Raw genomic sequence first — 23,026 nt, 5'->3', positions numbered from 1 at the left:
CGTGATGACGACGACGGTCGGCCGTCCGGGCAGCACGCTGCGGCGGTATCGGGTCGAGTACGTCGCCGGCGGCGTCGGCGGCCTCCTTCTCGTGCTCCTGGTCGCCTGGGTGTTTGCTGCAGGCAACGAACCGGCTGAGCAGGTGTGGGACGGCCGCTACGCCGATGCACGGGGCCTGGCCCTGTGGTTGATCACTTCCATCAGCGAACCGCAGTACTACGCTGTCGCCTCCGCCGGCGCCTGCCTGCTCGTGGGTGGTGCGATCGGGCACCTGGCGGATCGGAATTCATGGAAGTGGCGAGGATTCGTGCAGGCCTGCGGCACCGGGCTCTGGCCGTGGGCTGCGGGCAGCGCGATCCTGAGCTTGTTGCTTGGCACCATTGCGTGGGGGTGGACGCTGGAGCCCGGCATCTGGCAGCCCCTGTTCGTGCCGCTCGTCTCCGTGGCGCCGGCCATGGTCGTGCTCTACGGTCCCGGACGGATCGTCGGCCTGACGGCGGCCGTCACCGGGGCGCTGTTCGCTCCACCGGCGTCGATCGCCGCGGTCGACCTTGTCTGCAAGCCATTGGAGCTGCCTCTGGTCGTCGGCGCAACCAGCGGGATGTGGATCGGCGCCCTCGTGGCGTTCTCTCTCGTCCGATTCCTTCCCTGGATGCCCGCGCCGGGCGCCTGGCGGGCAGCCAAGGCAGCTGACCCCGATCCACGCACCGCTTCCTGGCTGTGGGTCCCACGCCGCGCGCTGGCCGACTTCACCGAAGCGCAGTTCTTCGGCAACGAATGGGCGAGCGCCGCGATGCTTCTCGGGGCCGTCGTCGCCTACGCGATCAGCCCCTCGGCGCTGGTCTACGGCTCGGGTCTCTTCCTGGCTGTCCTTGCGGCACAGGCCGTCACCGCGTTGACCGGTGTCCTCATCTGGCGCAGCCGTTGGCATGCCCACGGCTTCTACCCCACGTTCGTACCGGTCGTATCGGTCGCCCCGGCCACTGTGCTGGCCTTCGGTGCGACGGTCCCAGCCGTCCTCCTGGGCGCCCTGGTCGGCGCACTCATCGCTCCGCCGGTCGCAGCTGCGATCTCGCGCCGCCTCCCTGCGTCCTTCCATCCCTTCATCGGCAACGTGGCCTCGATGAGTGTCTGTACGGCGGTCATCGTGCCTGTCCTCGGCCTGATCCCTGGAGTCGCCTCATGACCGTCACTCCCAGCATCACCGAGCTCGCGCGCGCCTTGCGCAGCGGCGAGACCTCGGCCACAGACCTGGTCGGCAGAGCGTTGCGCCGGATCCACGAGCTCAACCCGACCGTGAACGCCTTCGCGCTGATCGACGAGGAAGGTGCCTACAGTTCGGCGCGCATCGTGGACGAAGAGCGTGCGGCCGGTATCGATCGCGGCCCGCTCCACGGCATACCGGTCGCCGTCAAAGACCTCATCGACATGCAGGGGCTCCCGACCACGTGCGGATCGGCTACCTCCTTCGGCGCCACGGCCACGGAGGATGCCGAAGTCGTCAGGCGACTACGTGACCGTGGTGCCGTCATCGTCGGGAAGACGACACTGCACGAGTTCGCCTACGGAGCGACTGGTGACCGCTCCGTCCATGGGCCGTCGCGCAACCCGATCGACTCCAGCAGGATGTCCGGCGGCAGCAGCGGTGGGAGCGCCGTGGCCGTAGCTGCGGGAATGGTGCCGCTCGCGATCGGCACGGACACCGCCGGTTCCGTCCGGGTGCCGGCAGCGCTGTGCGGAGTGGTCGGCTTCAAACCCGCGTACGACGCGATCTCGACCAAAGGCGTGTATCCGCTGGCACCAAGCCTCGACCATGTCGGTGTGTTCGCGACAACCGTCGAGGACGTGCGCCTCGGATATGACGCCCTCGTCGACCAACCGACGTACGACGCGGAGCGTGGGGGCGAGGTGGTCGGATGGATCTCGCCTGGTGACATCGCGATGACCGACCCACGCGTCGAAGCGCTGGTCCGCGATGTCCTCGACCGCTCCGGGTTCGCTGTCGAGGAAGCGCCACGGTTCCCGCGGGCGCCTGGCGAGCAGACCTGGTTCGAAGTATTCACGACGCTGCAAAGCAGCGAGGCTTTCCGCGTGCACGAGCACCACCTGGATGATGATCGCGAGCTCATCGACACCGAGGTCTTCGCACGACTCCAAGCCGGAGGGCGGGTTCAGCCGGAGCGCTACGCCCAGGCTGAACACGCTCGCGACTACCTGCGGGCAGTCGTGGACGGGATGCTGCGGGACTTCGGCATTCTGGCCCTCCCGACGGTGCCGATCGTCGCACCACCGATAGGGGCCCGCAGCATCCATGTCGCCGGCAACGACCTCGAGGTCCGGTCGGCCCTGCTTTCGCTCACCAGCCCGTGGAACCTGACGGGAATGCCGGCGATCAGCCTGCCCGCCGGATACCTCGAAGGTCTGCCGGTGGCGCTCCAGCTTCTGGTAGCCCCCGGCAACGAACACAAGCTGTTCGCGGCGGCTCGAGCACTGCAGGCGACCCAAACCACGGCCCAGTCACGCTGAAGAGGAGAGAGCTCATGCCGTCCATCCAGATCGACCTGCCGATCACCATCGACGCAGCCGCCAAACAAGCCTTGGCCCACCGCGTCGGCGCCGTCTACGGAGCAACGATGCAGGTGGCCATGGACCTCCTGACGGTCTCCGTGCACGACCTGGGCGAAGGCGGCGTCTGGCGGTGCCACGAATCCGGACCACCCACACCCTCGGCCCTCATCATGTGCGACATCCGCCAGGGCCGCCCCGACGAAACCCGGGCACAACTGGCCCAGAGCCTGATCGACCTGTGCGTCGACATGTTCGACCTGGACCGGCTCTGGATGAAGGTCGAGTTCACCCAGCACGCCGGCAACGAGATGTACCACCCCCATCTCAACGGCTTCAACTCGGACTGGAAGGGCGACGAAAGACGAAGTCAGGTCCAGGCCGGATGAGGGTTCAGCCGACGTGGGGGCGGTGGCCCGGCTCCTGGCGTGGGGGGCGCTGCTCGCTGCCGGGGACGGTTGGCAGTGGCAGCTGAGAAGCCTGGTACTGCGCCAGGTTGTACTGGCCGGTGGTGTCCGGCAGGGGCGGCGCGTGCTTGGTGTCGCCGAACCGGAACGCGCCGGTCAGGTCGCCGACCGTGTCGCGGCGCCAGTCGCTGATGTTGGTCTCCTTGACGCCAGTGAGCCGTTCGAGGAAGCGCAGCTGCGAGGTGTGGTCGGAGGTCTCGGAGAAGACGTAGCCGCCGGTCGTCCACGGCGAGACGATGATGCAGGGCACGCGGAAGCCCAGCCCGATGGGCAGGCCGCCGCCGACCTCGCCGGTGTTCGAGGTCTTGAACACGAACTCGTCCGGTGTCCCGGGCTTGGGGGTGGGGGGCAGGACGTGGTCGAACATGCCGTCGTTCTCGTCGTACGACAGGATGAAGACCGTCTTGGCCCAGACCTCGGGGTTGGCCGCGATGGCGTCGATCTTGCCGGCGACGAACGTCGCACCGGCCGCGGGGAGCGCGGACGGGTGCTCGTCGAAGCCTGACGGCGGGAGGATCCAGCTCACGGTGGGCAGCTGGTCGTTCATCGCGTCGTACTCGAACTGGCCGAGCGGCTGGGTGGCGACGCCGTTGTCGTAGATCGGGTCGCCGGGCTGCGCGCTGCCGAACTTGGTCCACTTGCTGATCGCCGCGGAGCCGGTGAGGCCGCCGGGCTGGCGGTAGATCTTCCAGCTGACGCCGGCCTCCTGCAGTCGCTCGGGGTACGTCGTCCAGCTGAACTGGTTCGTCGGGCCGCCGGTGGTCAGCGACGGTCCGCCGGCCAGGCCGTTCGGGTCGATGGTGCCCGACATCCACATGTGCCGGTTCGGGCCGGTCGGGCCGAGCACCGAGCAGTGATAGCCGTCCAGCAGGGTGAACGCCTCGGCGAGCGCGAACTGGAACGGGATGTCCTCGCGGGTGAAGTACCCCATCGTGTACTGGCCGTCGATGGGGCCGTCGGAGGCCATGTGCGCGGGCACCCAGTTGTCCATCTTCCCGCCGTTCAGCGCCTGGTGCTGGACCGCCCAGGCGTGGCTCATCGACGGGATCGCCTGCGCTGCGGTGATCTTCGTGTTGAGCCGGTACGGGAGCAGGTAGCCGTCGGGGTTGGACGGGTCGGGCTGGTAGAACACGTTCCGCCCGTTGGGCAGACGGACCGCGTGCGGGTCGCTGAAACCCCGTACGCCGGACAGCGTGCCGTAGTAGTGATCGAAGCTGCGGTTCTCCTGCATGAGCATGACGACGTGCTTGATGTCCTTCAGCCCACCGTGCTTCGGGGGCGGCGAGGCGAGCGCCGTGCGTACGTTCGGCGGCAGGGCGAGCGATGCCGCGGCCAGGCCGGCTGCGGCCGCCCCGGAGCCGAGGAGCCGGCGCCGGCTCAGGCCGGCGGGCGTGTCGGGAGACTCGTTCATCAGGTCCTCACATCCACGTGCTGAGGCGCCGATCATTCGGCGCTGTGCCACCGTCGGACCGCGACGTAGCTTGCCGCCGATTCCCGGATGACCACGGGACGAACGTCCGACGACCAGCAGCCCCAGTTGGCGGGCGCGGGACCGAACATCGGGGCGGCGGTGAGTAGTACGCCGTCGGGGTGCACAATCTGGTCGCAGACACCACAGGCATGCGCTCGTCTGCCTGCCTGCAGGGCCATGCCACCCATCGCGAAAGAGAGCTTCGTGCACCTGTCAGATCAACTCTTGACGCTGCTGCGCCGCCCCAGCACCTGCTATATCGCCACGTTGATGCCGGATGGGTCGCCGCAACTCACCCAGACCTGGGTGGACACGGACGGCGAGCACATCATCATCAACAGTGTGGAAGGCCATGTGAAGACGAGGAACGTCCGTCGTGATCCGCGGGTTGCCGTCACGGTGTTCGACCCGGCGAACCCGTCGCAGTACTTCCAGGTGCGCGGCGAAGTCGTGGAAATCACGAACGATGGCGCAGCCGATCACATCGAGGATCTGGCCAAGAAGTACCTGGACGGACCCTATCCATGGTTCGGAGGGCGGACCCAGGTGCGAGTGAAGTTCGTCATCGCAGCGCGCTCTGTGAGCGGTACCGCGTGACCCCAGCGGGCGTCGACTTTGTGCACCAGATGCGCACACCGAGGCGCCGTACGGATCTCGTACACCAAGTGACCGATCGCGACGATGCCTGGCAGCTTCGGCCTGGATCGTGGCCTTGGACTCGTCGTCGGTGACGGTCGGCATCCGGCGGTCGGTGTGGTGGATGAGGATGATCTCGGTGGTGCCGAGCAGGCGCTGACTGATCGCGAGGCTCCGTCGTTCGTCGGCGGTGATGACGCTCCGACCACCCTTGACCGGTGTTGGGGGGCGGAGGAGGCTGGCGGTGGTGACGGACGCTGCGAAGGAGATACGTGATGGCGAAGGTTCTGATTCTCACCGGTGATGCCGCGGAGGACCTGGAGGTGTTCTACCCCTACCAGCGGTTGCTCGAGGAGGGGTACGACGTTGACATCGCCGCGCCGGCGGTGAAGAAGTTGCAGTTCGTGGTGCACGACTTCGTTGACGGCTTCGACACGTACACCGAGAAGCCCGGGCACACGTGGCAGGCCGATGTCGCGTTCGCCGATGTGGATCCGGCCGACTACGTGGCGGTGGTGATTCCCGGTGGGCGGGCGCCGGAGTACATCCGCAACGACGCGGACTGCCAGCGGATCGTCAAGCACTTCTACGGCGAATCCAAGCCGGTCGCCCAGCTCTGTCACGGACCGCTGATTCCCGCGGCTGCCGGTGTCCTGAACGGTCGCAAGACCTCGGCGTACCCGGCCCTGGAGCTCGATATGCGCGGCGCGGGAGCGGAGTGGGTCGACGGCGACGCGGTCGTCGACGGCAACGTCGTGTCCGGACGAGCCTGGCCGGACCACCCGACCTGGATGCGCGCCTTCATGACGATCCTGAAGGAGCACGCACCGGCGTAGACCGGGGGATTGTGCTGCTGCGCGGCGGGTACCTGCGGGGCTACGGGAAAGGAGTAGACCATGCCTGCAGGATCGAGTCCGAAGCGGGAGCGGCAGTACGAGCACATCAAGGCCGGGCTGAAGAAGCGCGGCCGGAGTGAGGACACCGCGGAGGAGATCGCGGCGCGCACGGTGAACAAGGAACGGGCGCGGTCGGGTGAGTCGAAGCAGAAGAGCCGCAGCTCGACGCACGACATCTCGTCGAGCCGGCGTGGTGGGCTGCGTTCGCACACCGGGTCGAAGGGCCGGACCAAGGAGCAGCTCTACAACGAGGCGAAGCAGAAGAACGTCAAGGGCCGGTCGAAGATGACCAAGGCTCAGCTGGCGAAGGCCGTGGGGCGGTAGCCGGCCTGTCAGTGCGGGAGCTTGCGGGTGTCGATCAGTTGCTGGGCGACGTCGCGGAGCTTGGTGTTCGTGTCCTGTGAGTAGCGCTTCAGGATGGCGAACGCGCGGTCGCCGTCGACGGCGTACCGCTCCATCAGGATGCCCATCGCCTGGCCGACCAGCTTGCGGGCGTCGACCGCCGCCGACATCGTCTGCTCGTGCCGCGCGGTCGCGAGCGCGACGGTGGCGTGCCGGGCCAGGATGTGGGCGATCGCCTCGTCGTCGGTGTCGAAGGCATCCGGCTGCGGGCTGTACAGACCGAGTACGCCGACAGTCGGCGAGGCTTCGTCACCCAGAGCCAGCGGTACGTCGAGGACGCTGCGGACCCCGAGCGCGGTGACCTTCGTCGCCCAGTCCGGCCAGCGGGTGTCGGTCGTGGTGTCGCGGACCAGAACGGTCGCCCGGTCCCGCATCGTCGCGAAGAGCGGACCGTCCTCGCCCTTCATCTGGAACTGGTAGATCTCCGTCACGACCGGGTCCGTCACCGCCGGCACCTCGGGCTGCCCGCCACGGGTGTAGAGGGCGACGCCCGCATAGCTGCAGTTCAGCGCCTGGAGCGCGAACTGGACGACCGCATCGACGGTCTCGTCCACGCCGTCCGCCTCGTGCATCTCCAACGCCAACTGCGCGAAGGTCTCGGCCACGTGACCGTTCGCCTGCGCGTCCAACTCCACTGAGCTGTCACCGTTCGAAGCTCTCAGCCGAGCAGTGTCCTCCATAACCCCATCATGCCCGCACCGCCGACCCCGGGTCTCCATGAAGGGTTTCGTTCAGGGCTCGAGGAGGTGGAGGGCTTCGGTGACGGTGTTGGTGACGGGGGCGCCGGTGGATTCGAGGGCGGGGCGGCTCATGGCGCCGGTGGTGACGAGGATGGAGTGGGCGCCGGCGGACCGGGCGGCGTGCGCGTCGTCGACCACATCACCGATCAGGACGACGTCGGCGGGGTTGAGGTTCTGGGCCTCGAGGTGGCGGATCAGGCTGTCGGCTTTGGAGTCACCACCGACGTCACCGGCCAGGCCGTCGATGCGGGTGAAGTACTGCGTGAGGCCGAACTCTTCGATGGTCGGGGTCAGCCGGGTGTGGAACCACATCGACAGCAGCGACTGACTGCGGCCGCTGTCGTTCCACTGCCGCAACGCGTCCGTCACCCCTGCTGCGAGACCGCAGGTATGCAGGAGTGCGTCGTACCGGTCGTGGAAGAGCTTGTCGACCCGAGCCCACTCCTCGTCGTCGAGCGCGCGGCCCAGCATCCGCTCGTACGTCGCCCGCAGCGGCCGCCCGTACGCCGCCTGCCACTCGGACCAGCTCAGCTCCGCCCGGCCGAACCCGGCACACACCTCGTTGACCGCGGTCAGCACCACCTGGTTGTCGTCCAGGAGAGTCCCGTTCCAGTCCCAAACCACATGCGAAACACTCATCACCCGCGACACTCTAGACGGACGACGATCGGGTGCTACGCCGAGCTGTTTGAGGAGGCAAAGGTGGAGTTTCGGGGTGCGGGGGAGCTGGGGGTTGGTTTTCACGCCGAGGTGATCGCGCCGTTGGTGGGCGAGGTCGGGTACGCGGCGGGGCTTCTGGGGTGGGGGTCGGACGTGCTGGGCTACGACACCGAGCGGTCGACGGATCATGGGTGGGGCCCGCGGGTAGTGGTGCTGGTGGATGCGGGAGAGGTCGAGCGGGTGCGAGCGCTCGTAGAGACTCGGCTGCCGGAGGAGTATCAGGGGTTCGCTGTCCGCTTCGGATGGGACGGTCGGGAGCCGGGACACCATGTGACGGTCGCGACGCTGGGGGATTGGCTGCGCGGACAGTTGGGGTTCGATGCCTCGCGGGGGATCGGCCTCGAGGATTGGCTGGTCACTCCACAGCAGCAGATTCTCGGAGTGGTTGCCGGGCGCGTCTACGCCGACGACGGCCGGCTGGAGGCGGTCCGTCAGGCCCTCGCTTGGTATCCGGATGAGGTGTGGCGCTGGCTGCTCGCGTGTCAGTGGTCTCGCATCGCGCAGGAAGAGGCGTTCGTCCAGCGCACCCACGAGGTTGGCGACGAGCTGGGGTCGCGGATCGTGGCCGGGCGGCTGGTGCGGGACGTGATGCGGCTGGCCTTCCTGCAGTCGCGGACCTATGCGCCGTACTCCAAATGGTTCGGTACGGCGTTCGCCCGGTTGGGGCACGAGGACGGGCTGGACCAGGCGCTGGCGGGGGTGGTCGCCGCCGACGACTTCGGTCAGCGGGAACACGCCCTCGTCACGGCGTACAAACTGCTCGCACGTCGGCACAACGCCCTGGGGATCACCGACGCGATCGACCCGTCACCACGGCCGTATTTCGACCGGCCCGCGATGGTGCTGGGGGCTTCGCGGTTCGTCGACGCGTGCCTCGCCACGGTCACGGATCCGCGGCTGACGAGGCTCGGGCGGTTCGGAGCGATCGATCAGTTCGCCGACAACACCGACGTCCTGAGTGCTCCGGGCGCGTACCGTCGGCTGGTCGGTCTCTATCGTTGAACGATGACACTTGCCAGGCATGTCATCAGAGCTGTCACAACCGCGGAGATCGGCTACCGGTACGTCCGCTCCGTCGGGCGCAACTCGTTCCGTGGTGATCACGGCAGTGGTGGGACGGCGACGGCGTACGTCGTGGAGACGGATCGTGGAGCCACCGGCTGGGGACTTCCCTTGTCCGCCGGAGATCCGGCGCGACTCGTGGGCCGGAATCTGGCCGAGCTGATCGACCCGGATCGAGGCGTGATCGACCCCGCGGCCGAGTTCCTCGACTATCCGCTGCACGATCTGGCGGCGCGGATCCTGGAGGTGCCCGTCTACGCGATGCTCGGGTCCGCGGGCACTCCGCGGGTCCGGTGCTACAGCGGCGGCATCTACTTCGACGATCTCGATGCGGCGGAGGGGATCGAGGTGATCCGGGCGAACCTTCGCCAGGACCACGACCTCGGGTTCCGCGACTTCAAGCTGAAGCTCGGACGCGGGTACCGCTGGATGGACCCGCAGGCCGGGCTCGAGCGGGACATCGAGGTGACCCGGCTGGCTCGCGAGCTCTACCCGGACGCCGAGATCCTGGTGGACCCGAACGACGGCTACACGGTGAACACGCTGACGGCGTACCTCGACGCGGTCGGGGACTGCCGGCTCTACTGGATCGAGGAGCCGTTCGCCGAGCGCTGGGAGGACTTCCGTTTCCTCCGTGAACTGCTCGGCACGTCCGGGCCGAAGATCGCGGACGGCGAGTTCGATCCGGACGAGGAGCACATCGTCAGGCTCGCGCAGGAAGGGCTCCTGGACATCGCGCTGATGGACGTCACCGGCCACGGCCTCACCGCGTGGCGGCGGACGATGCCACGCCTCGTCGACGCGTCCACTGCAGCCTCCCCGCACGCCTGGGGCCTACCCCTAAAGACCCTGTACGCCGCTCACCTCGCCGCCGGACTCGGCAACATCCCTATCGTCGAAGGCGTCCCCGGCCACACCGAGGGGACCGACGGCGACGGCTACACGCTGGCGGACGGTTACGTCACGCTGTCGGAGCAGCCCGGATTCGGCATCAAGTTGCCGTAGCCAACGTTTGCTCGATGACCCGGGTGAGGGTCATCAGCGGCGGATCTCCTGCAGCGTCCAGGTGTTCCCGTCCGGGTCGGCGAGCTCGGCCAGGCTCGCGTACGAGCGCCGGTCCGGATCCGGCCCCGGCGCGAAGTCGCCGGCCCAGGTGTCGATCGGCGTCTTGTGCCGGATGTCCCCGACCTTGATGCCCCGGGCAACCAAATCCGCGTGCGCGGCCTCGATGTCCGGCACGACGAGATAGTTCGCGCGCGCCGATCCCGGCGCGGCGTCAGTCAGGCCATCGCCGAATTGGATCGAGCAGGCCGACCCGGGCGGGGTCAGCTGTACGACGCGGAAGCCGTCGCGCGGGTGATAGTCCACGTCGAGGTGGAAGCCGAGCGAGGTGTAGAACGCCTTCGCGGCGTCGACGTCGCGAACAGGCAGCGTAAGAACTTCGAGCTTGAATTCCATTACATGTCCAGGACTGTGTCGGTGGTGGGGCGAGAACAGCAGATGAGGATCTGGCCGTCCGGAGGCGTCTCCAGCGGAGTGGGGGAGTAGGCGACCTCGCCGGACAGCAACGGCGTCACGCACGTCTGGCACACGCCGGTGCGGCAACTGAAGCGCGTCGGGACGTCGCAGGCGTCGGCCAGGTCGAGCAGACTGCCGTCGCCACCGGGCGTCGAGAGGCCGCTGCGGGCGAACGTCACCAGCGGCCCGGTGCCGAGCTCGGCAGGTTGGTGGGGCGGACGCAGCGTCTGGTTGACGACGCCCGGGTTGGTCGACGGCAATGCACTGAACAGCTCGGTGTGGATCCGCTCGATCCCCACGGCGGTCAACGCCTCGCGCATGTCCGTCATGAACGCGACCGGGCCGCAGATGTACGCCGTCGCATCGACCGGGAGCGCCAGGTCGACCAGCTTCTCCTTGGTGAGCCGCCCGCCGGATGAGCTGTAGTAGACGTGCTCATGGACATGCGGCAACGTTCCCAGCACGTCGTTCGCTTCCGCGGCAAGGGGGTGTTCTGCTGGTCCGCGGGCGGTGTAGATCCACCAGATTTCGCGAGTACTGCGCGCGGCCGCAAGCGCATGCAGCATCGCCATGACGGGCGTGACCCCGATACCGGCCGACACGAGCACGACCGGCTCGGTGCCGTCCTCGAGCACGAACTCGCCTCGCGGCGCGGCAACCTCCAGTACGGCGCCGGGCCGCAGCCGGCTGGTCAGGTAGCCGCTCGCGATCCCGTGCGGCTCGTGTTTGACGCTGATCCGGTAGCTGCCGGTCCCGGGCGTGGAGGACAGCGAGTAGCTGCGCACCGGGACCGGCTGTCCGGCGTCCGGCAACCGGAACGTCAGATACTGGCCCGGCCGGGCCGCAGGCAGGTCCATGCCGTCGGTCGCCGCCAGCCGGATCGAGGAGACGGAAGGGGTTTCGGTGACCACGTCGGTCACCCGCAACGCACGGAACCCCTCCCAGGCGGGCGGTGTCGCCACCGATGTCCCCGCTGCCGTGAACGTCCCCGCGCCGGTCGCATCAGCCTCCAGGAGTTCGCGGAACGACCCCTGCCAGCCGGGGCTGAGGGCCGGGATCTCCAGGGCACGGCGCACACCGTCGAGGTCTCGATGCGGGAGATAGAGCAGAGCGTCGGTGTCGGCGACGCTCAACGTGCCCGGACCGGTCCTCGTCTTGACGATCGCGTCGCCGGCCTCGACCCGGCCCTCGGTGATCACCCGGAAGTAGAACCCCGGCCGGTGGTGCGCGACGAGCAGAGCCGGCAGCTCCGGCTCGCCCATCCGCAGCCCGACCCGGTAGCAGGTGACGCGTGGCTGCGTCACCTCGAACTCCGCCTCGCCGATCCGGTACCGGTCGCCGATGCACACCTCGTCGTCCGGCAACCCGTCGACCGTCAGGTTCTCCCCGAACTGCCCGTACACGAAGTCGTCCCGGCCGAAGTGCCGTTCCCAGTGGTGGTACGACTCGATCTGGTAGACGAACACCGCCCGCTGCTCACCGCCGTGACCGGCGGTGTCGCCCTGGCCGTCGCCGTCGAGGTTCAGCCGCCGTGCCATCACCGGACCGTCGACCTGCTCCTTCCAGACGCCTGTGAAAACGGTCTTGCCGTTCCACGAGACGTTCTTCGGTAGGCCGACGTTCACCGAGAGCACAGTGGCAGTGGTCATCCGGAGAGCTCCTCCACAGTCAGGTCACGGTCGATGCCGTGTGAGATCACACTCTGACCAGGTTCCTGCCGCAGCCGCCGTCCGTCGAGCTCGACCTCGATCTTGTCCGGCTCGAACGAGACCATCCCGGAGATCCGCCGTACCTCGGTCCAAGCGTCCTCGTACCCCCACGCGGCGCCGCGCGCGTCGCCGATGTCGTAGTAGCTGCACAATCCTTTGTAGGGACAGAATGTCTGACCCTCGACCGGTGTCAACGCCTCCGCGTCCACGTCCGCACGCGGCACGTACCACCGCGGCGCGAACCCCGACTCGTAGAGCACCAGTGGGCGCGACGAGTCGGCGACGACCTGGTCGCCGGCGCGGACGACGAGGTGGCGGCTGGTCTGCCGGATGTCGATCCGGTGGTAGGCGTCGGCGGCGTGCCCGACGATCCGCTCGTCCTCCTCGTAGAACGCGTCCATCGCCCGCCAGGCGAACGCGACCCGTCCTTTCAGCTCGCTCGCGTGGTCCGGGAGCTCGATGTGCTGCCAGGCCGCGCGCGCCTTGGTGCTCTCGCCCGCGCTCACGGTGTACCACGACGTGACGCCGAGGTCCTTGTGCCTGGTCGTGCGCTCCTCGGCCGCGAGTACGTCGGCCACGACGTCACCGAGTGGGAAGTACGCCACCGGATACCGCGCCGGTTCATGCAGCAGTACGACGTCCTCACTGTCGGCGATCCAGGTGTCGCCGAACCGGACCCGCATCCGCCGCCGCAGCGGTTCGGCGAACAGCATCCGCTCGGGCAGCTCGACCGGAACCAGGAATCGGCCGACGGCACCCGTGGCCAGCGGTCCTTGTTGCCAGGAAAGCCCCATCACTCGACTCCGCTCGTATCGGTGGTTCGCGGCCGCGGTGCGAGGTGCTTGTTCTTCAGAGTCATAGGAGGAGCGTGCGGTCAGGTCTTACGGCTTGGCATCCGCCAGTGGCTGGCCATCTTCGCCAGGCGCCGGCAAGGGATAGCGTGAATTCGTGCACGGGCCTGCGGATCTGCTCGGGTGGCGGCGCGCGGTGGAACTGACCGGCCGCCACGCGGAGTGCGGCGTCCTCGACCAGGTGATCGGGGCGGTGCGGTCCGGGGAGAGCCGGGCGCTGGTCCTGCACGGCGAAGCCGGAGTCGGCAAGACCGCACTGCTCGACTACCTGGCCGAACAGGCGCACGACTGCCGGGTGACGCGCGCCTCGGGCGTGCAGTCGGAGATGGAGCTGGCCTTTGCTGGTCTGCACCAGTTGTGCGCGCCGGCGCTGGATCTTCTCGGGAAGCTACCGGCACCGCAGTGCGAGGCATTGCGGACTGTGTTCGGCATCAGCGCCGGCCCACCGCCCGATATGTTCCTGATCGGTCTGGCGGTGTTGAGCCTGCTGTCCGAGGCGGCGGAGCGGCAGCCACTGGTGTGCCTGGTCGACGACCAGCAGTGGCTGGACCGGTGCTCGGCGCAGATCCTCGCGTTCGTGGCGCGCCGGCTGGGCGCCGAGTCCGTCGGGCTGATCTTCGCGACAAGAGACGTCGGCCAGGTCCTCGCGGGCGTGCCTGAGTTCCCGATCGACGGTCTGCACGACACGGACGCGCGGCTGCTCCTGGACGCCGTACTGGCCGGACCGATCGACGCGCAGGTGCGGGATCAGCTGGTGGCCGAGGCACATGGCAACCCACTCGCCCTGCTGGAGCTGCCACAGGGGTTGACTCCGGCGCAGCTGGCCGGCGGGTTCGGGCTGCCGGGCGCGGGTGACATCGAGGAGAGCTTCGTACGCCGGGTCACCGCCATGCCGGACGAGACCCGGCGACTCCTGGTCCTCGCCGCGGCCGACCCGTCCGGCGACGACGTCCTGGTACGACGAGCAGCCGCACGACTCGGGATCCGTCCGGAGGCGGCGGCCCCGGCGACCGACGCCGGACTGGCGGAGTTCGCGACCCGGATCCGATTCCGGCACCCGCTCGTGCGGTCAGCGGCGTACCGCTCGGCGTCGGCCGTGGAGCGGCGTCAGGTGCATCAGGCCCTGGCCGAGGTCATCGATGCCGAGGTCGATCCGGATCGACGGGCCTGGCACCGGGCCCAGGCCGCCGCCGGACCCGACGAGGAGATCGCGGCAGAGCTCGAACGGTCGGCCGCGCGAGCGCAGGCACGGAGTGGCTTCGCCGCGACCGCCGCGTTCCTGCAGCGCTCGGCGGCACTGACGCTCGACCCGGCGAAGCGAGCGGGCCGGGCTCTGGCGGCCGCGCAGGCCGAGATGCAGGCCGGTGCCTTCGAATCGGCCGCGGACCTGCTGGCCATGGCCGAGGCAGAGCAGCTCACCGAGCTGCAGCGCGCCCGGGCCGAGCTGATCCGCGCGCAACTCGCCTTCGTCACCAACCGTGGCAACGACGCGCCGCAGCTGATGCTCAAGGCGGCCAAGCGGCTGGAGACCATCGACGCCGCGCTGTCGCGGGCGACGTACCTGGATGCGCTCTCGGCAGCGATCTTCGCCGGCGGCCTGGCGACGCCCGGCGGGGACGTGATCGACGTGGCCCGCGCGGCGGCAGACGCGCCGCGGCCTACCCTCGAGCGCCCGTCGGACCTCCTGCTCGACGGCACCGCGCTGTACTTCCGGGATGGCTACGCGGCGGGAGCACAGCTGTTGCACAAGGCACTGGCCGGGTTTGGCACCGGCCTGTCGGTCGAGGAGGAGCTACAGCTGCTGTGGATGGCGACCACGACATCGCTGCGCCTCTGGGACGCGGATCGCTGGGAGCAGCTGTCCAGACGGCACGTGCAGCTCGCCCGTGAGACCGGAGTCCTGAGCAACGTCGCCCTGGCACTGACCTCACTCGCCTACGTGTGTGTGTTCGCGGGGGACCTGACCGCCGCGGCGACGTTGACCGACGAGGTCCAGGCGGCCAACGAGGCGACTGGCGGCAACCTCGCGCCGTACGGCCGGCTGGCGCTGGCCGCCTTCCGCGGCGATCGGTCCGAGACCCTCGCACTGGTCGAGGCCACCAAACAGGACGGAAGCCGGCGCGGCGAGGGGATCGGGATCGTGTTCGCCGAATGGGCGACCGCTGTCCTCGGCAACGGTCTCGGCCGGTACCAGGACGCGGCCGAGGCGGCGGCCCGGGCCCTCGAGGATCGCCGAGACGCACTGTCGATGATGCTCGCGCAGAGTGAGCTGGTCGAGGCCGCGGTACGCACCGGGGCGATCGACGCCGCGCACCGCGCCGGCCTGCGGCTCGGCGAGATGGCCGCTGCGACCGGCACCGACTGGGTGCTCGGGGTGCACGCTCGATCCCAGGCGCTGCTCAGTGCCGGCGACACGGCCGAGCGCCTCTACCGAGAGGCGATCGGGCACCTGGAGAAGACTCGGCTCAAGGTGGACTTCGCCCGAGCCCACCTGCTCTACGGTGAGTGGCTGCGCCGCGAACGACGGCGTACCGATGCCCGCGAGTACCTGAAGTCGGCGCACGGGAGGTTCGAGGCGATGGGGATGGCCGGCTTCGCCGAGCGGGCGCGCCGCGAACTGCAGGCCGCCGGCGGGACCGCCCGCAGGCGCGTCGTTCCCGCCCAGAGCGAGCTCACCGCCCAGGAGGCGCAGATCGCCCGGATGGCCCGCGACGGCCTCTCCAACCCCGAGATCGCCACCCGCCTGTTCATCAGCGCCCGCACGGTCCAGTACCACCTGCGCAAGGTCTTCCCCAAGCTCGGCATCACCTCCCGCAGCCAACTCGACCAGGTGCTGCCCCGCTAGCTCCACGGCCACGTCGGGTGCGGCGTCGACGGGCCGGTGTACGGCGTGTCCGCGTAGTGCCGCTGCAGCTCGGCAATCTGGTCGGTCAACGCCGCACGGGTCTCGGCGTACGCCGGATCGTCCGCAACGTTGACCAGCTCCTCCGGATCGTTGCGCAGGTCGTACAGCTCCCACTCCGCAGCGAAGATCCGCTCCGACGACCCCGGTACGCCGAGGCCCGCGCCGTAGTAGTGGATGAGCTTGAACTCCTTCGTCCGTACGCCGTAGTGCGCTGGGGCGTGGTGACTGGGGTCGTCATGCTCCCAGTACCGGTAGTAGATCGCGGACGGCCAGTCCGGAAGGTCCGTTCCGCGCAGCAACGGCAAGAAGCTCCGGCCCTGGGACGTCGGCAGTGCGACCGCGGCCTCCAGTCCGACCATGTCGAGGAACGTCGCGGCGAAGTCCACGTTGGTCACCATCGCGTCGCAGGTGCTGCCGGCGGGAATCTCCGCGGGCCAGCGGATCAGCATCGGCATCTGCAGCGACTCGTCGAACATCAGCCGCTTGTCGTACCACCCGTGCTCACCGAGGAAGAACCCCTGATCGGAGGTGTACACGACGACCGTGTTGTCGCGGAGCCCTTCGTCATCGAGGACGTCCAGCAACCGGCCGACGTTGTCGTCGATCGACTGCACGCACTGCAGATAGTCCCGCAGATAGCGCTGGTAGTTCCACCGCATCCGCGCGTCCCGGTTCTCCGGGCCGCGCAGCTCGGCCGGCAGTTCCTCGCCGAGCTCGTCCGAACCGAGGTCGTCCGCCACCGACATCCGCACGCGGCGGACCGCCTGGCTCCGGGTGGAGTAGTCGTCGAGCAGTGTGGCCGGCTCCGGGATCGATCCGACCGGGTAGAGATGCTTGTGCTTCTCGTCCGGAACCCACGGCCGGTGCGGCGCCTTGTGGTGCACCAGCAGCAGGAACGGCCGGTCCGGATCGCGCTGCCGGATCCAGTCGATGCTCTGATCGGTGACGATGTCGGTCGCGTAGCCGGGTACGATCCCGGCGCCGTCCGGGCCGATCATCAGCGGATCGACGTACTCGCCCTGCCCGGGGAAGACCCGCCACGCGTCGAAGTGCCGCGGCGCGGACTCGGGTCGCTCTCCGAGGTGCCACTTGCCGAACAGTGCGGTCTGGTAGCCGCTGTCCTTCAGCACCTCCACGAACGTCGGCACCCGGTAGTCGATCTCGGTGTAGATCGACGCCACCCCGTTGATATGGCTGTAGGTGCCGGTCAGGATCGACGCCCGCGACGGAGAGCAGATCGAGTTGGTGCAGTACGTCGCATCCATCCGGACCCCGTCCTGAGCCAGCCGGTCCAGGTGCGGAGTGCTGTTGACCTTGCTCCCGTACGCCGAGATCGCGTGGGCGGCGTGGTCGTCGGACATGACGAAGACGATGTTCGGACCAGGCATCAGCTCACCCTAGCGGGAAGTTGTCCGGTATTGGAGATCGCTTACCACCGGCGTCCGGTTCGGCGTAGGTTTGTTGCTCATGGCCATGTTCGATCTTTCCCTCGACAAGCTCCGCGCATACCGGCCCGAGGTGGCCGCACCCGCCGACCTGGTCGATTTTTGGCGCCGCTCGATCGAGAAGGCGCGCACCGACGACCTGTCCGCCTCGTTCACCGCGATCGACAACAAGCTCGCCGTGATCGACACCTACGACGTCACGTTCGCCGGCTTCGGCGGTGCGCCCGTCAAGGGCTGGCTGCACGTGCCGGCCAGTGCCACCGGTCCGCTCCCGACGGTCGTGCAGTACTTCGGCTACTCGGGCGGCCGTGGCTTCCCGCACGTCACGAACCTGTGGGCGCAGGCCGGTTACGCCCACTTCGTGATGGACACCCGCGGTCAGGGCTACAGCGCCGGCGGCGGCAGCGGTACGCCGGACGACAGCGCGTACGCCGGTCTCAACCACACCCCGGGCTTCATGACCGCGGGCATCACCGACCCGGAGACCTACTACTACCGCCGCGTCTTCATCGACGCCGTCCGCGCACTCGAGGCCGCCAAGGCGTCCCCGCTGGTCGACCCGGACAAGATCATCGTCACCGGCGCCAGCCAGGGCGGCGGCATCGCGATCGCGGCGGCCGGGCTCGCCGGACTGGCCGGGATCGAGTTGCTCGGCTGTGCCCCCGACGTACCGTTCCTGTGCCACTTCGAGCGGGCGCTGCAGATCACCGACGAGGATCCGTACGGCGAGATCACCCGGTACCTGAAGGGGTTCCGCCACGACGTCGACGCGGCGCTGCGGACGCTCAGCTACTTCGACGGGGTGAACCTGGGCCGGCTGGCCACGGCTCCCACGCTGTTCTCGGTCGCGCTGATGGACGCCATCTGCCCGCCGTCCACGGTCTTCGCCGCCTACAACCACTACGGCGCCCGGCCTGACGTCGCCAAGGACATCGAGGTCTACAGCTACAACGAGCACGAGGGCGGTCAGACCTACCAGCAGCTGGCCCAGCTCGACTGGATCGCGAACATCTTCGCCGCGAAGGAATCATCGACGGACCGATGAGTTTCCGGTGCGGGCGGCGTTACACGGTCACATGCGTCGGTCAGACTGTGACCGACCCGACCGCAGGAGGCCGTCAATGGACTGGAAGCTCGAACTCGTCATCGTCCCGGTAACGGATGTGGACCGGGCGAAGAAGTTCTACACCGACCAGCTCGGGTTCCACGAGGACGTCGACCACAGTGTGGGGGAGTCGTTCCGCGTGGTGCAGCTGACCCCGCCGGGGTCGGCGTGCTCGATCACGATCGGCATCGGGCTGACGAAGGCAGCGCCCGGGACCTACCAGGGCATGCACCTGGTGGTGAACGACATCGAGGCGGCCCGGGCCGAGCTGGTCGAGCGCGGGGTCGAGGTCAGCGAGCCGTTCCACTTCACCGCCGAAGGACAGCAGACCGGTCTGAGTCCGAACCGGAGTGATTACGAGACCTTCCTCAGCTTCTCGGATCCGGACGGCAATGGCTGGACGGTCCAGGAGGTCGGGAAGACCAAGTGAGCACGCTGGAGGAGTTGGCGTTCGCGGGTGACGAGTCCGCGTTCGCCGACCTCGCCGCACGGCACCGGCGCGAACTGCATGTGCACTGTTACCGGATGCTGGCGTCCTTCGACGATGCGGAGGACGCCGTCCAGGAGACGCTGCTGCGGGCCTGGCGCGGACGGGACGGGTACGACGGCCGGACCTACTTCCGCGCGTGGTTGTACCGGATCGCGACCAACGTCTGTCTGGACGTCGTACGACGGCACACCCGGCGTACGGCGTCACCCGGGGAGGTCTCGTGGTTGCAGCCGTACCCGGACAGGATGCTCGACGAGATCGCGGCACCCGCCGACGAGCCGGATGCCGTCGCGGTGGATCGGGAGACGATCGAGCTGGCGTTCCTGATCGCGCTGCAGGCATTGCCCGCGCGTCAGCGAGCAGCCCTGATCGCGCGGGATGTGCTCGGGTGGTCGGCTGCGGAGACCGCCGTACTGCTCGAGACCAGTGTGGCTGCGGCGAACTCCGCACTGCAGCGGGCGCGGGCGACGATGCAGCAGCGGTTGCCGGCTCGTCGTACCGACTGGAGTGCGCCACGGCCGACCGCCGAGGAGCGCGACGTGCTGGATCGGTTCATCGACGCGCATGAGCGGTGTGACGCCGCGGCGGCGATCGCGATCGCGGGCGAGGACCTGCGCGTGTCGATGCCGCCGAACCCGCTGACCTTCGACGGCCTGGCCGCCGTCCTGCCGCTGTTCGAGCGGGCGTTCGGTCCGGACCGGGACGGCGAGTGGCGGCTGGTGCCGACGTCGGCGAACCGGTTGCCGGCCGCGGCGTCGTACCTGCTGCGGCCCGGGGACACGGTGTATCGGGCGTTCAAGCTCGACGTGCTCCGGGTCAGCGGCGGCAAGGTCGTCGAGATCATCACCTTCGGCTACTCCCGTTTCCCGGCCTTCGGCCTGCCGGACCGGTTGACGACCTGAGGCACGGCCTAGTCTGGGGACATGCTGCTGGGACTACCCACGGGGATCCGGGCCTGCCTGTTCGACCTGGATGGTGTGCTCACCGACACCGCCGCCGTTCATGCCGCCGCGTGGAAAGAGATGTTCGACGAGTTCCTCCGTGCCTACGCGCAGCGGCAGGGGATCCCGTTCGTGCCCTTCGACGCGCGCAAGGAGTACGACGCGTACGTCGACGGCAAGCCGCGGGCCAACGGGGTGCGGGACTTCCTGACCGCGCGCGGGATCACGCTGCCCGACGGTACGCCGGATGATCCACCGACCGCGATGACGGTGAACGGCCTCGGCAACCGGAAGAACGTGGCGGTCCAACGGCGGATCCGGACCGAGGGCGTGCACGTGTTCGAGGGTTCCCGGCGCTATCTGCAGGCCACCGTGCAGGCCGGACTCCGGCGAGCCGTGGTGTCGTCGAGCGCGAACACCCGCGAGGTACTGGATGTCACCGGACTCGCGCAGTACATCGAGCAGATCGTCGACGGCGTGACGATCAGGACCGAAGGGCTGCGGGGGAAGCCCGCGCCGGACACGTTCCTGGCCGCGGCCAAGGGCTTCGGGATCGACCCGTCCGAGGCGGCCGTGTTCGAGGACGCCCTGGCCGGCGTGTCGGCCGGCCGGTCCGGACACTTCGGGCATGTCATAGGTGTCGACCGCGTCGGACAGGCCGACGAGCTGAAGATGCACGGTGCCGATGTCGTGGTCCGCGACCTGGCCGAACTGCTGGAGGGCGCATGATCGACCGCGGGCATCATCCGATCGAGCCGTGGCGGTTGCGGGAGACCCGGCTCGCACTCGACAAGCTGGCTCAGTCGGAGTCGCTGTTCGCCTTGTCGAACGGTCACATCGGGCTGCGCGGCAACCTCGACGAAGGCGAGCCGTACGCGATCCCCGGCACCTACCTGAACTCGTTCTACGAGCAGCGCCCCCTCCCGTACGCCGAAGCCGGCTACGGCTACCCCGAGTCCGGTCAGACCCTGGTCGACGTCACCAACGGCAAGCTGATCCGGTTGCTGGTCGACGACTCGCCGTTCGACGTCCGCTACGGCTACCTGACCAAACACGAGCGGTCGCTGGACTTCCGGACCGGCATCCTGCAGCGGGACGTGGACTGGACCTCACCCAGTGGCAAGCGGATCCGGGTCCGCAGCCGCCGGATGGTGTCGCTGACCCAGCGGGCCGTCGCCGCGATCGAGTACATCGTCGAGCCGGTGGACCAGCCCGCGCGGTTCGTGATCCAGTCCGAGCTGGTCGCGAACGAGACCCAGCCGAAGCTGTCCGACGATCCGCGGGTGGCCGCCGTACTGGACAACCCGTTGAAGCCGGTCAGCCACGACGGCGGGGAGAACGGCGTCGTCCTGATCCACCGGACGACGCGCAGCCGGCAGTTGATGGCGGCCGCGATGAGCCACGAGGTGGACACCTCGGTGCGCTACGCGATGGACCTGGATGTCCGCGAGGACTGGGCCCGGTCGACGGTGATCTGCCAGCTTCAGCCCGGCGAGAGTCTGCGCGTGGTGAAGTACCTGACCTACGGCTGGTCGAGCCTGCGGTCGGAGACCGCCGTCCGGGACCAGGTCGCGGCGGCGCTGGCGAGTGCACGCTTCTCCGGCTGGGACGGGCTGACCGCCCAGCAGGCCGAGTTCCTGGACGACTTCTGGGACGGCGCCGATGTGGAGGTGCAGGGTCATCCGGAGTTGCAGCAGGCCGTGCGCTTCGCGCTGTTCCACATCCTGCAGGCCGGTGCCCGGGCCGAGCGGCGGGCCATCCCGTCGAAGGGCCTGACCGGCGCCGGGTACGACGGCCATACGTTCTGGGACACCGAGGGATTCGTGCTGCCGGTCCTGACCTACACGATGCCCGGCTCCGCCGCGGATGCGTTGCGCTGGCGGCACTCGATCCTGCCGTTGGCTCGCGAACGGGCCGAGGTGCTGGGCCTACGCGGCGCGGCCTTCCCGTGGCGGACGATCCGCGGTCAGGAGTGCTCCGGCTACTGGCCTGCCGGTACGGCGGCCTTCCACATCAACGCGGACATCGCCGAGGCGGTGATGCGCTACCACCGGGCCACCGGCGACGATCAGTTCCTCGAGGAGGTCGGGCTCGAACTGCTGGTCGAGACGGCCCGGCTGTGGATCTCATTGGGCCACCACGACCGCAACGGCCGCTGGCATCTGCCGGGCGTGACCGGACCCGACGAGTACAGCGCTGTTGCCGATGACAACGTCTTCACCAACCTGATGGCGGCACGCAACCTGCGCTCGGCCGCGGAGACCGCGGCCCGGCTGCCGGCCGTGGCCCGCGAGCTCGATGTCGACGCGGAGGAGGAGGCCGCCTGGCGCGACGCCGCCGCCGCTGTGTATGTGCCGTACGACGAGGATCTCGGCGTACACCCGCAGTCGGAGGGTTTCACCGGAAACGCCGTGTGGGACTTCGAGGCGTACAAGGACAAGTACCCGCTGATGCTGCATGCGGCGTACTTCCAGCTGTACCGCATGCAGGTGGTCAAGCAGGCCGACCTGATGCTGGCGACGTACTGGTGCGGCGACGCGTTCACGACGGAGGAGAAGGCGCGGAACTTCGACTACTACGAGCGGCTGACGGTCCGGGATTCGTCGTTGTCGGCGTGTGTGCAGGCCGTGATGGCGGCGGAGGTCGGTCACCTGGACCTGGCCTACGACTACGCCTACGAGGCGGCGCTGATCGACATGCGGAATCTGCATCACAACACCGGCGACGGTCTGCACATGGCGTCGCTGGGCGGTGCCTGGAGTGCTCTGGTCGCCGGCTTCGGTGGCCTGCGGGACCGGGAGGGTTGTCTGTGTTTCGACCCCGCGCTGCCGCAAGGTCTGTCCGGGCTGAACTTCGCGATCCGCTGGCGTGGGGCTCGGCTGAAGGTGGAGATCGATCCGGTGTCGGTGAAGTACTCGGTGCACGACGGCGAGGGCGCTCAGGTGACAATCCGGCACGCGGGGGAGGACATCATCGTCACCGCGGACAAGCCGGTGATCCGGACGTTGGACAAGCGCACGCCGTTGCTGCCCCGCCCGCCGCAGCCACCCGGCCGCGAACCGCGGGCGGCGATGGCGAGCAACGAGCGGGACAGCTGAGCGGC

At 68.7% G+C, this 23,026-nt stretch carries 21 protein-coding genes; 14 read left to right on the top strand and 7 right to left on the bottom strand.

The window, feature by feature from the left end; genetic code table 11:
• Positions 1-4 precede the first annotated feature (4 nt).
• The 3 genes from ACXC9Q_RS21985 to ACXC9Q_RS21975 are packed head-to-tail and all read left to right on the top strand — an operon-like array spanning position 5 to position 2,954.
• Positions 5-1,186, top strand: coding sequence for a hypothetical protein (locus tag ACXC9Q_RS21985; protein ID WP_457058497.1), 1,182 nt, complete (start codon positions 5-7; stop codon positions 1,184-1,186).
• Positions 1,183-2,526 carry an amidase gene (locus ACXC9Q_RS21980; protein ID WP_457058496.1) on the top strand — a complete coding sequence of 448 codons (1,344 nt, stop codon included), beginning with the start codon at positions 1,183-1,185 and terminating at the stop codon, positions 2,524-2,526. The genes ACXC9Q_RS21985 and ACXC9Q_RS21980 overlap by 4 nt, the downstream gene beginning before the upstream one ends.
• 14 nt (positions 2,527-2,540) lie before the next feature.
• A complete protein-coding gene (locus ACXC9Q_RS21975; protein WP_457058494.1) occupies positions 2,541-2,954 on the top strand; it encodes a hypothetical protein in 414 nt (137 codons plus the stop codon).
• A gap of 4 nt (positions 2,955-2,958) precedes the next feature.
• Here ACXC9Q_RS21975 and ACXC9Q_RS21970 read toward each other — a convergent pair whose 3' ends face one another.
• The gene (locus tag ACXC9Q_RS21970; RefSeq protein ID WP_457058493.1) at positions 2,959-4,443 is read right to left on the bottom strand and encodes an alkaline phosphatase family protein; all 1,485 of its coding nucleotides are present in this window, start codon (positions 4,441-4,443) and stop codon (positions 2,959-2,961) included.
• Between the two features lie 237 nt (positions 4,444-4,680).
• On the opposite strand from ACXC9Q_RS21970, the gene ACXC9Q_RS21965 reads away from it, so the two are divergent.
• From ACXC9Q_RS21965 to ACXC9Q_RS21955, 3 genes are all read left to right on the top strand, one after another.
• Entirely contained in the window at positions 4,681-5,100 is a 420-nt protein-coding gene (locus ACXC9Q_RS21965) for a PPOX class F420-dependent oxidoreductase (RefSeq protein WP_457058492.1), read from the top strand.
• A gap of 314 nt (positions 5,101-5,414) precedes the next feature.
• Positions 5,415-5,975 carry a DJ-1/PfpI family protein gene (locus ACXC9Q_RS21960; protein WP_328519887.1) on the top strand — a complete coding sequence of 187 codons (561 nt, stop codon included), beginning with the start codon at positions 5,415-5,417 and terminating at the stop codon, positions 5,973-5,975.
• A gap of 60 nt (positions 5,976-6,035) precedes the next feature.
• Positions 6,036-6,359, top strand: a complete 324-nt coding sequence (locus ACXC9Q_RS21955; RefSeq protein WP_457058491.1) for a plasmid stabilization protein — start codon at positions 6,036-6,038, stop codon at positions 6,357-6,359.
• A gap of 8 nt (positions 6,360-6,367) precedes the next feature.
• On the opposite strand, the gene ACXC9Q_RS21950 is transcribed toward ACXC9Q_RS21955, so the two are convergent.
• A complete protein-coding gene (locus tag ACXC9Q_RS21950; RefSeq protein WP_457058490.1) occupies positions 6,368-7,117 on the bottom strand; it encodes a GAF and ANTAR domain-containing protein in 750 nt (249 codons plus the stop codon).
• Between the two features lie 51 nt (positions 7,118-7,168).
• The gene (locus ACXC9Q_RS21945; RefSeq protein ID WP_457058489.1) at positions 7,169-7,816 is read right to left on the bottom strand and encodes an HAD family hydrolase; all 648 of its coding nucleotides are present in this window, start codon (positions 7,814-7,816) and stop codon (positions 7,169-7,171) included.
• A 63-nt stretch (positions 7,817-7,879) separates the two neighbouring features.
• Between ACXC9Q_RS21945 and ACXC9Q_RS21940 the strand changes: the two genes are divergently transcribed.
• Positions 7,880-8,899 carry a DUF4037 domain-containing protein gene (locus ACXC9Q_RS21940; protein ID WP_457058488.1) on the top strand — a complete coding sequence of 340 codons (1,020 nt, stop codon included), beginning with the start codon at positions 7,880-7,882 and terminating at the stop codon, positions 8,897-8,899.
• Positions 8,900-8,902: 3 nt separating this feature from the next.
• Positions 8,903-9,964, top strand: a complete 1,062-nt coding sequence (locus ACXC9Q_RS21935; RefSeq protein WP_457058487.1) for a mandelate racemase/muconate lactonizing enzyme family protein — start codon at positions 8,903-8,905, stop codon at positions 9,962-9,964.
• Between the two features lie 33 nt (positions 9,965-9,997).
• On the opposite strand, the gene ACXC9Q_RS21930 is transcribed toward ACXC9Q_RS21935, so the two are convergent.
• Genes ACXC9Q_RS21930 through ACXC9Q_RS21920 form a run of 3 tightly spaced genes read right to left on the bottom strand, consistent with a single transcriptional unit; the run spans position 9,998 to position 12,980 of the window.
• Positions 9,998-10,417 (bottom strand): VOC family protein, encoded by a 420-nt coding sequence (locus tag ACXC9Q_RS21930; RefSeq protein ID WP_457058486.1) that lies wholly within the window; start codon positions 10,415-10,417, stop codon positions 9,998-10,000.
• Positions 10,417-12,126 carry an MOSC domain-containing protein gene (locus ACXC9Q_RS21925; protein WP_457058485.1) on the bottom strand — a complete coding sequence of 570 codons (1,710 nt, stop codon included), beginning with the start codon at positions 12,124-12,126 and terminating at the stop codon, positions 10,417-10,419. The genes ACXC9Q_RS21930 and ACXC9Q_RS21925 overlap by 1 nt, the downstream gene beginning before the upstream one ends.
• Positions 12,123-12,980 (bottom strand): DUF427 domain-containing protein, encoded by an 858-nt coding sequence (locus ACXC9Q_RS21920; protein ID WP_457058483.1) that lies wholly within the window; start codon positions 12,978-12,980, stop codon positions 12,123-12,125. Before ACXC9Q_RS21920 ends, ACXC9Q_RS21925 begins: the two co-directional genes overlap by 4 nt.
• A 154-nt stretch (positions 12,981-13,134) precedes the next feature.
• On the opposite strand from ACXC9Q_RS21920, the gene ACXC9Q_RS21915 reads away from it, so the two are divergent.
• The gene (locus ACXC9Q_RS21915) at positions 13,135-15,882 is read left to right on the top strand and encodes a helix-turn-helix transcriptional regulator (RefSeq protein WP_457058482.1); all 2,748 of its coding nucleotides are present in this window, start codon (positions 13,135-13,137) and stop codon (positions 15,880-15,882) included.
• Here the strand turns inward: ACXC9Q_RS21915 and ACXC9Q_RS21910 are convergent.
• Complete coding sequence (locus tag ACXC9Q_RS21910; RefSeq protein WP_457058481.1) at positions 15,879-17,330, bottom strand: sulfatase family protein; 1,452 nt, start codon at positions 17,328-17,330, stop codon at positions 15,879-15,881. The genes ACXC9Q_RS21915 and ACXC9Q_RS21910 overlap by 4 nt on opposite strands.
• A gap of 79 nt (positions 17,331-17,409) precedes the next feature.
• On the opposite strand from ACXC9Q_RS21910, the gene ACXC9Q_RS21905 reads away from it, so the two are divergent.
• From ACXC9Q_RS21905 to ACXC9Q_RS21885, 5 genes are all read left to right on the top strand, one after another.
• The gene (locus ACXC9Q_RS21905) at positions 17,410-18,432 is read left to right on the top strand and encodes an acetylxylan esterase (RefSeq protein ID WP_457058480.1); all 1,023 of its coding nucleotides are present in this window, start codon (positions 17,410-17,412) and stop codon (positions 18,430-18,432) included.
• A 76-nt stretch (positions 18,433-18,508) separates the two neighbouring features.
• Positions 18,509-18,922, top strand: coding sequence for a VOC family protein (locus ACXC9Q_RS21900; protein ID WP_457058479.1), 414 nt, complete (start codon positions 18,509-18,511; stop codon positions 18,920-18,922).
• Positions 18,919-19,884, top strand: coding sequence for an RNA polymerase subunit sigma-70 (locus ACXC9Q_RS21895; RefSeq protein WP_457058478.1), 966 nt, complete (start codon positions 18,919-18,921; stop codon positions 19,882-19,884). Before ACXC9Q_RS21900 ends, ACXC9Q_RS21895 begins: the two co-directional genes overlap by 4 nt.
• A 21-nt stretch (positions 19,885-19,905) precedes the next feature.
• Positions 19,906-20,652, top strand: a complete 747-nt coding sequence (locus ACXC9Q_RS21890; RefSeq protein WP_457058477.1) for a beta-phosphoglucomutase family hydrolase — start codon at positions 19,906-19,908, stop codon at positions 20,650-20,652.
• Positions 20,649-23,021, top strand: coding sequence for a glycoside hydrolase family 65 protein (locus ACXC9Q_RS21885; protein ID WP_457058476.1), 2,373 nt, complete (start codon positions 20,649-20,651; stop codon positions 23,019-23,021). The genes ACXC9Q_RS21890 and ACXC9Q_RS21885 overlap by 4 nt, the downstream gene beginning before the upstream one ends.
• The last annotated feature ends 5 nt before the right edge of the window (positions 23,022-23,026 follow it).

Source organism: Kribbella sp. CWNU-51 (genome assembly GCF_054073265.1).
The sequence above is the reverse complement of the archived record's forward strand: the minus strand, read 5'-3'. Positions and strand labels throughout refer to the sequence as shown.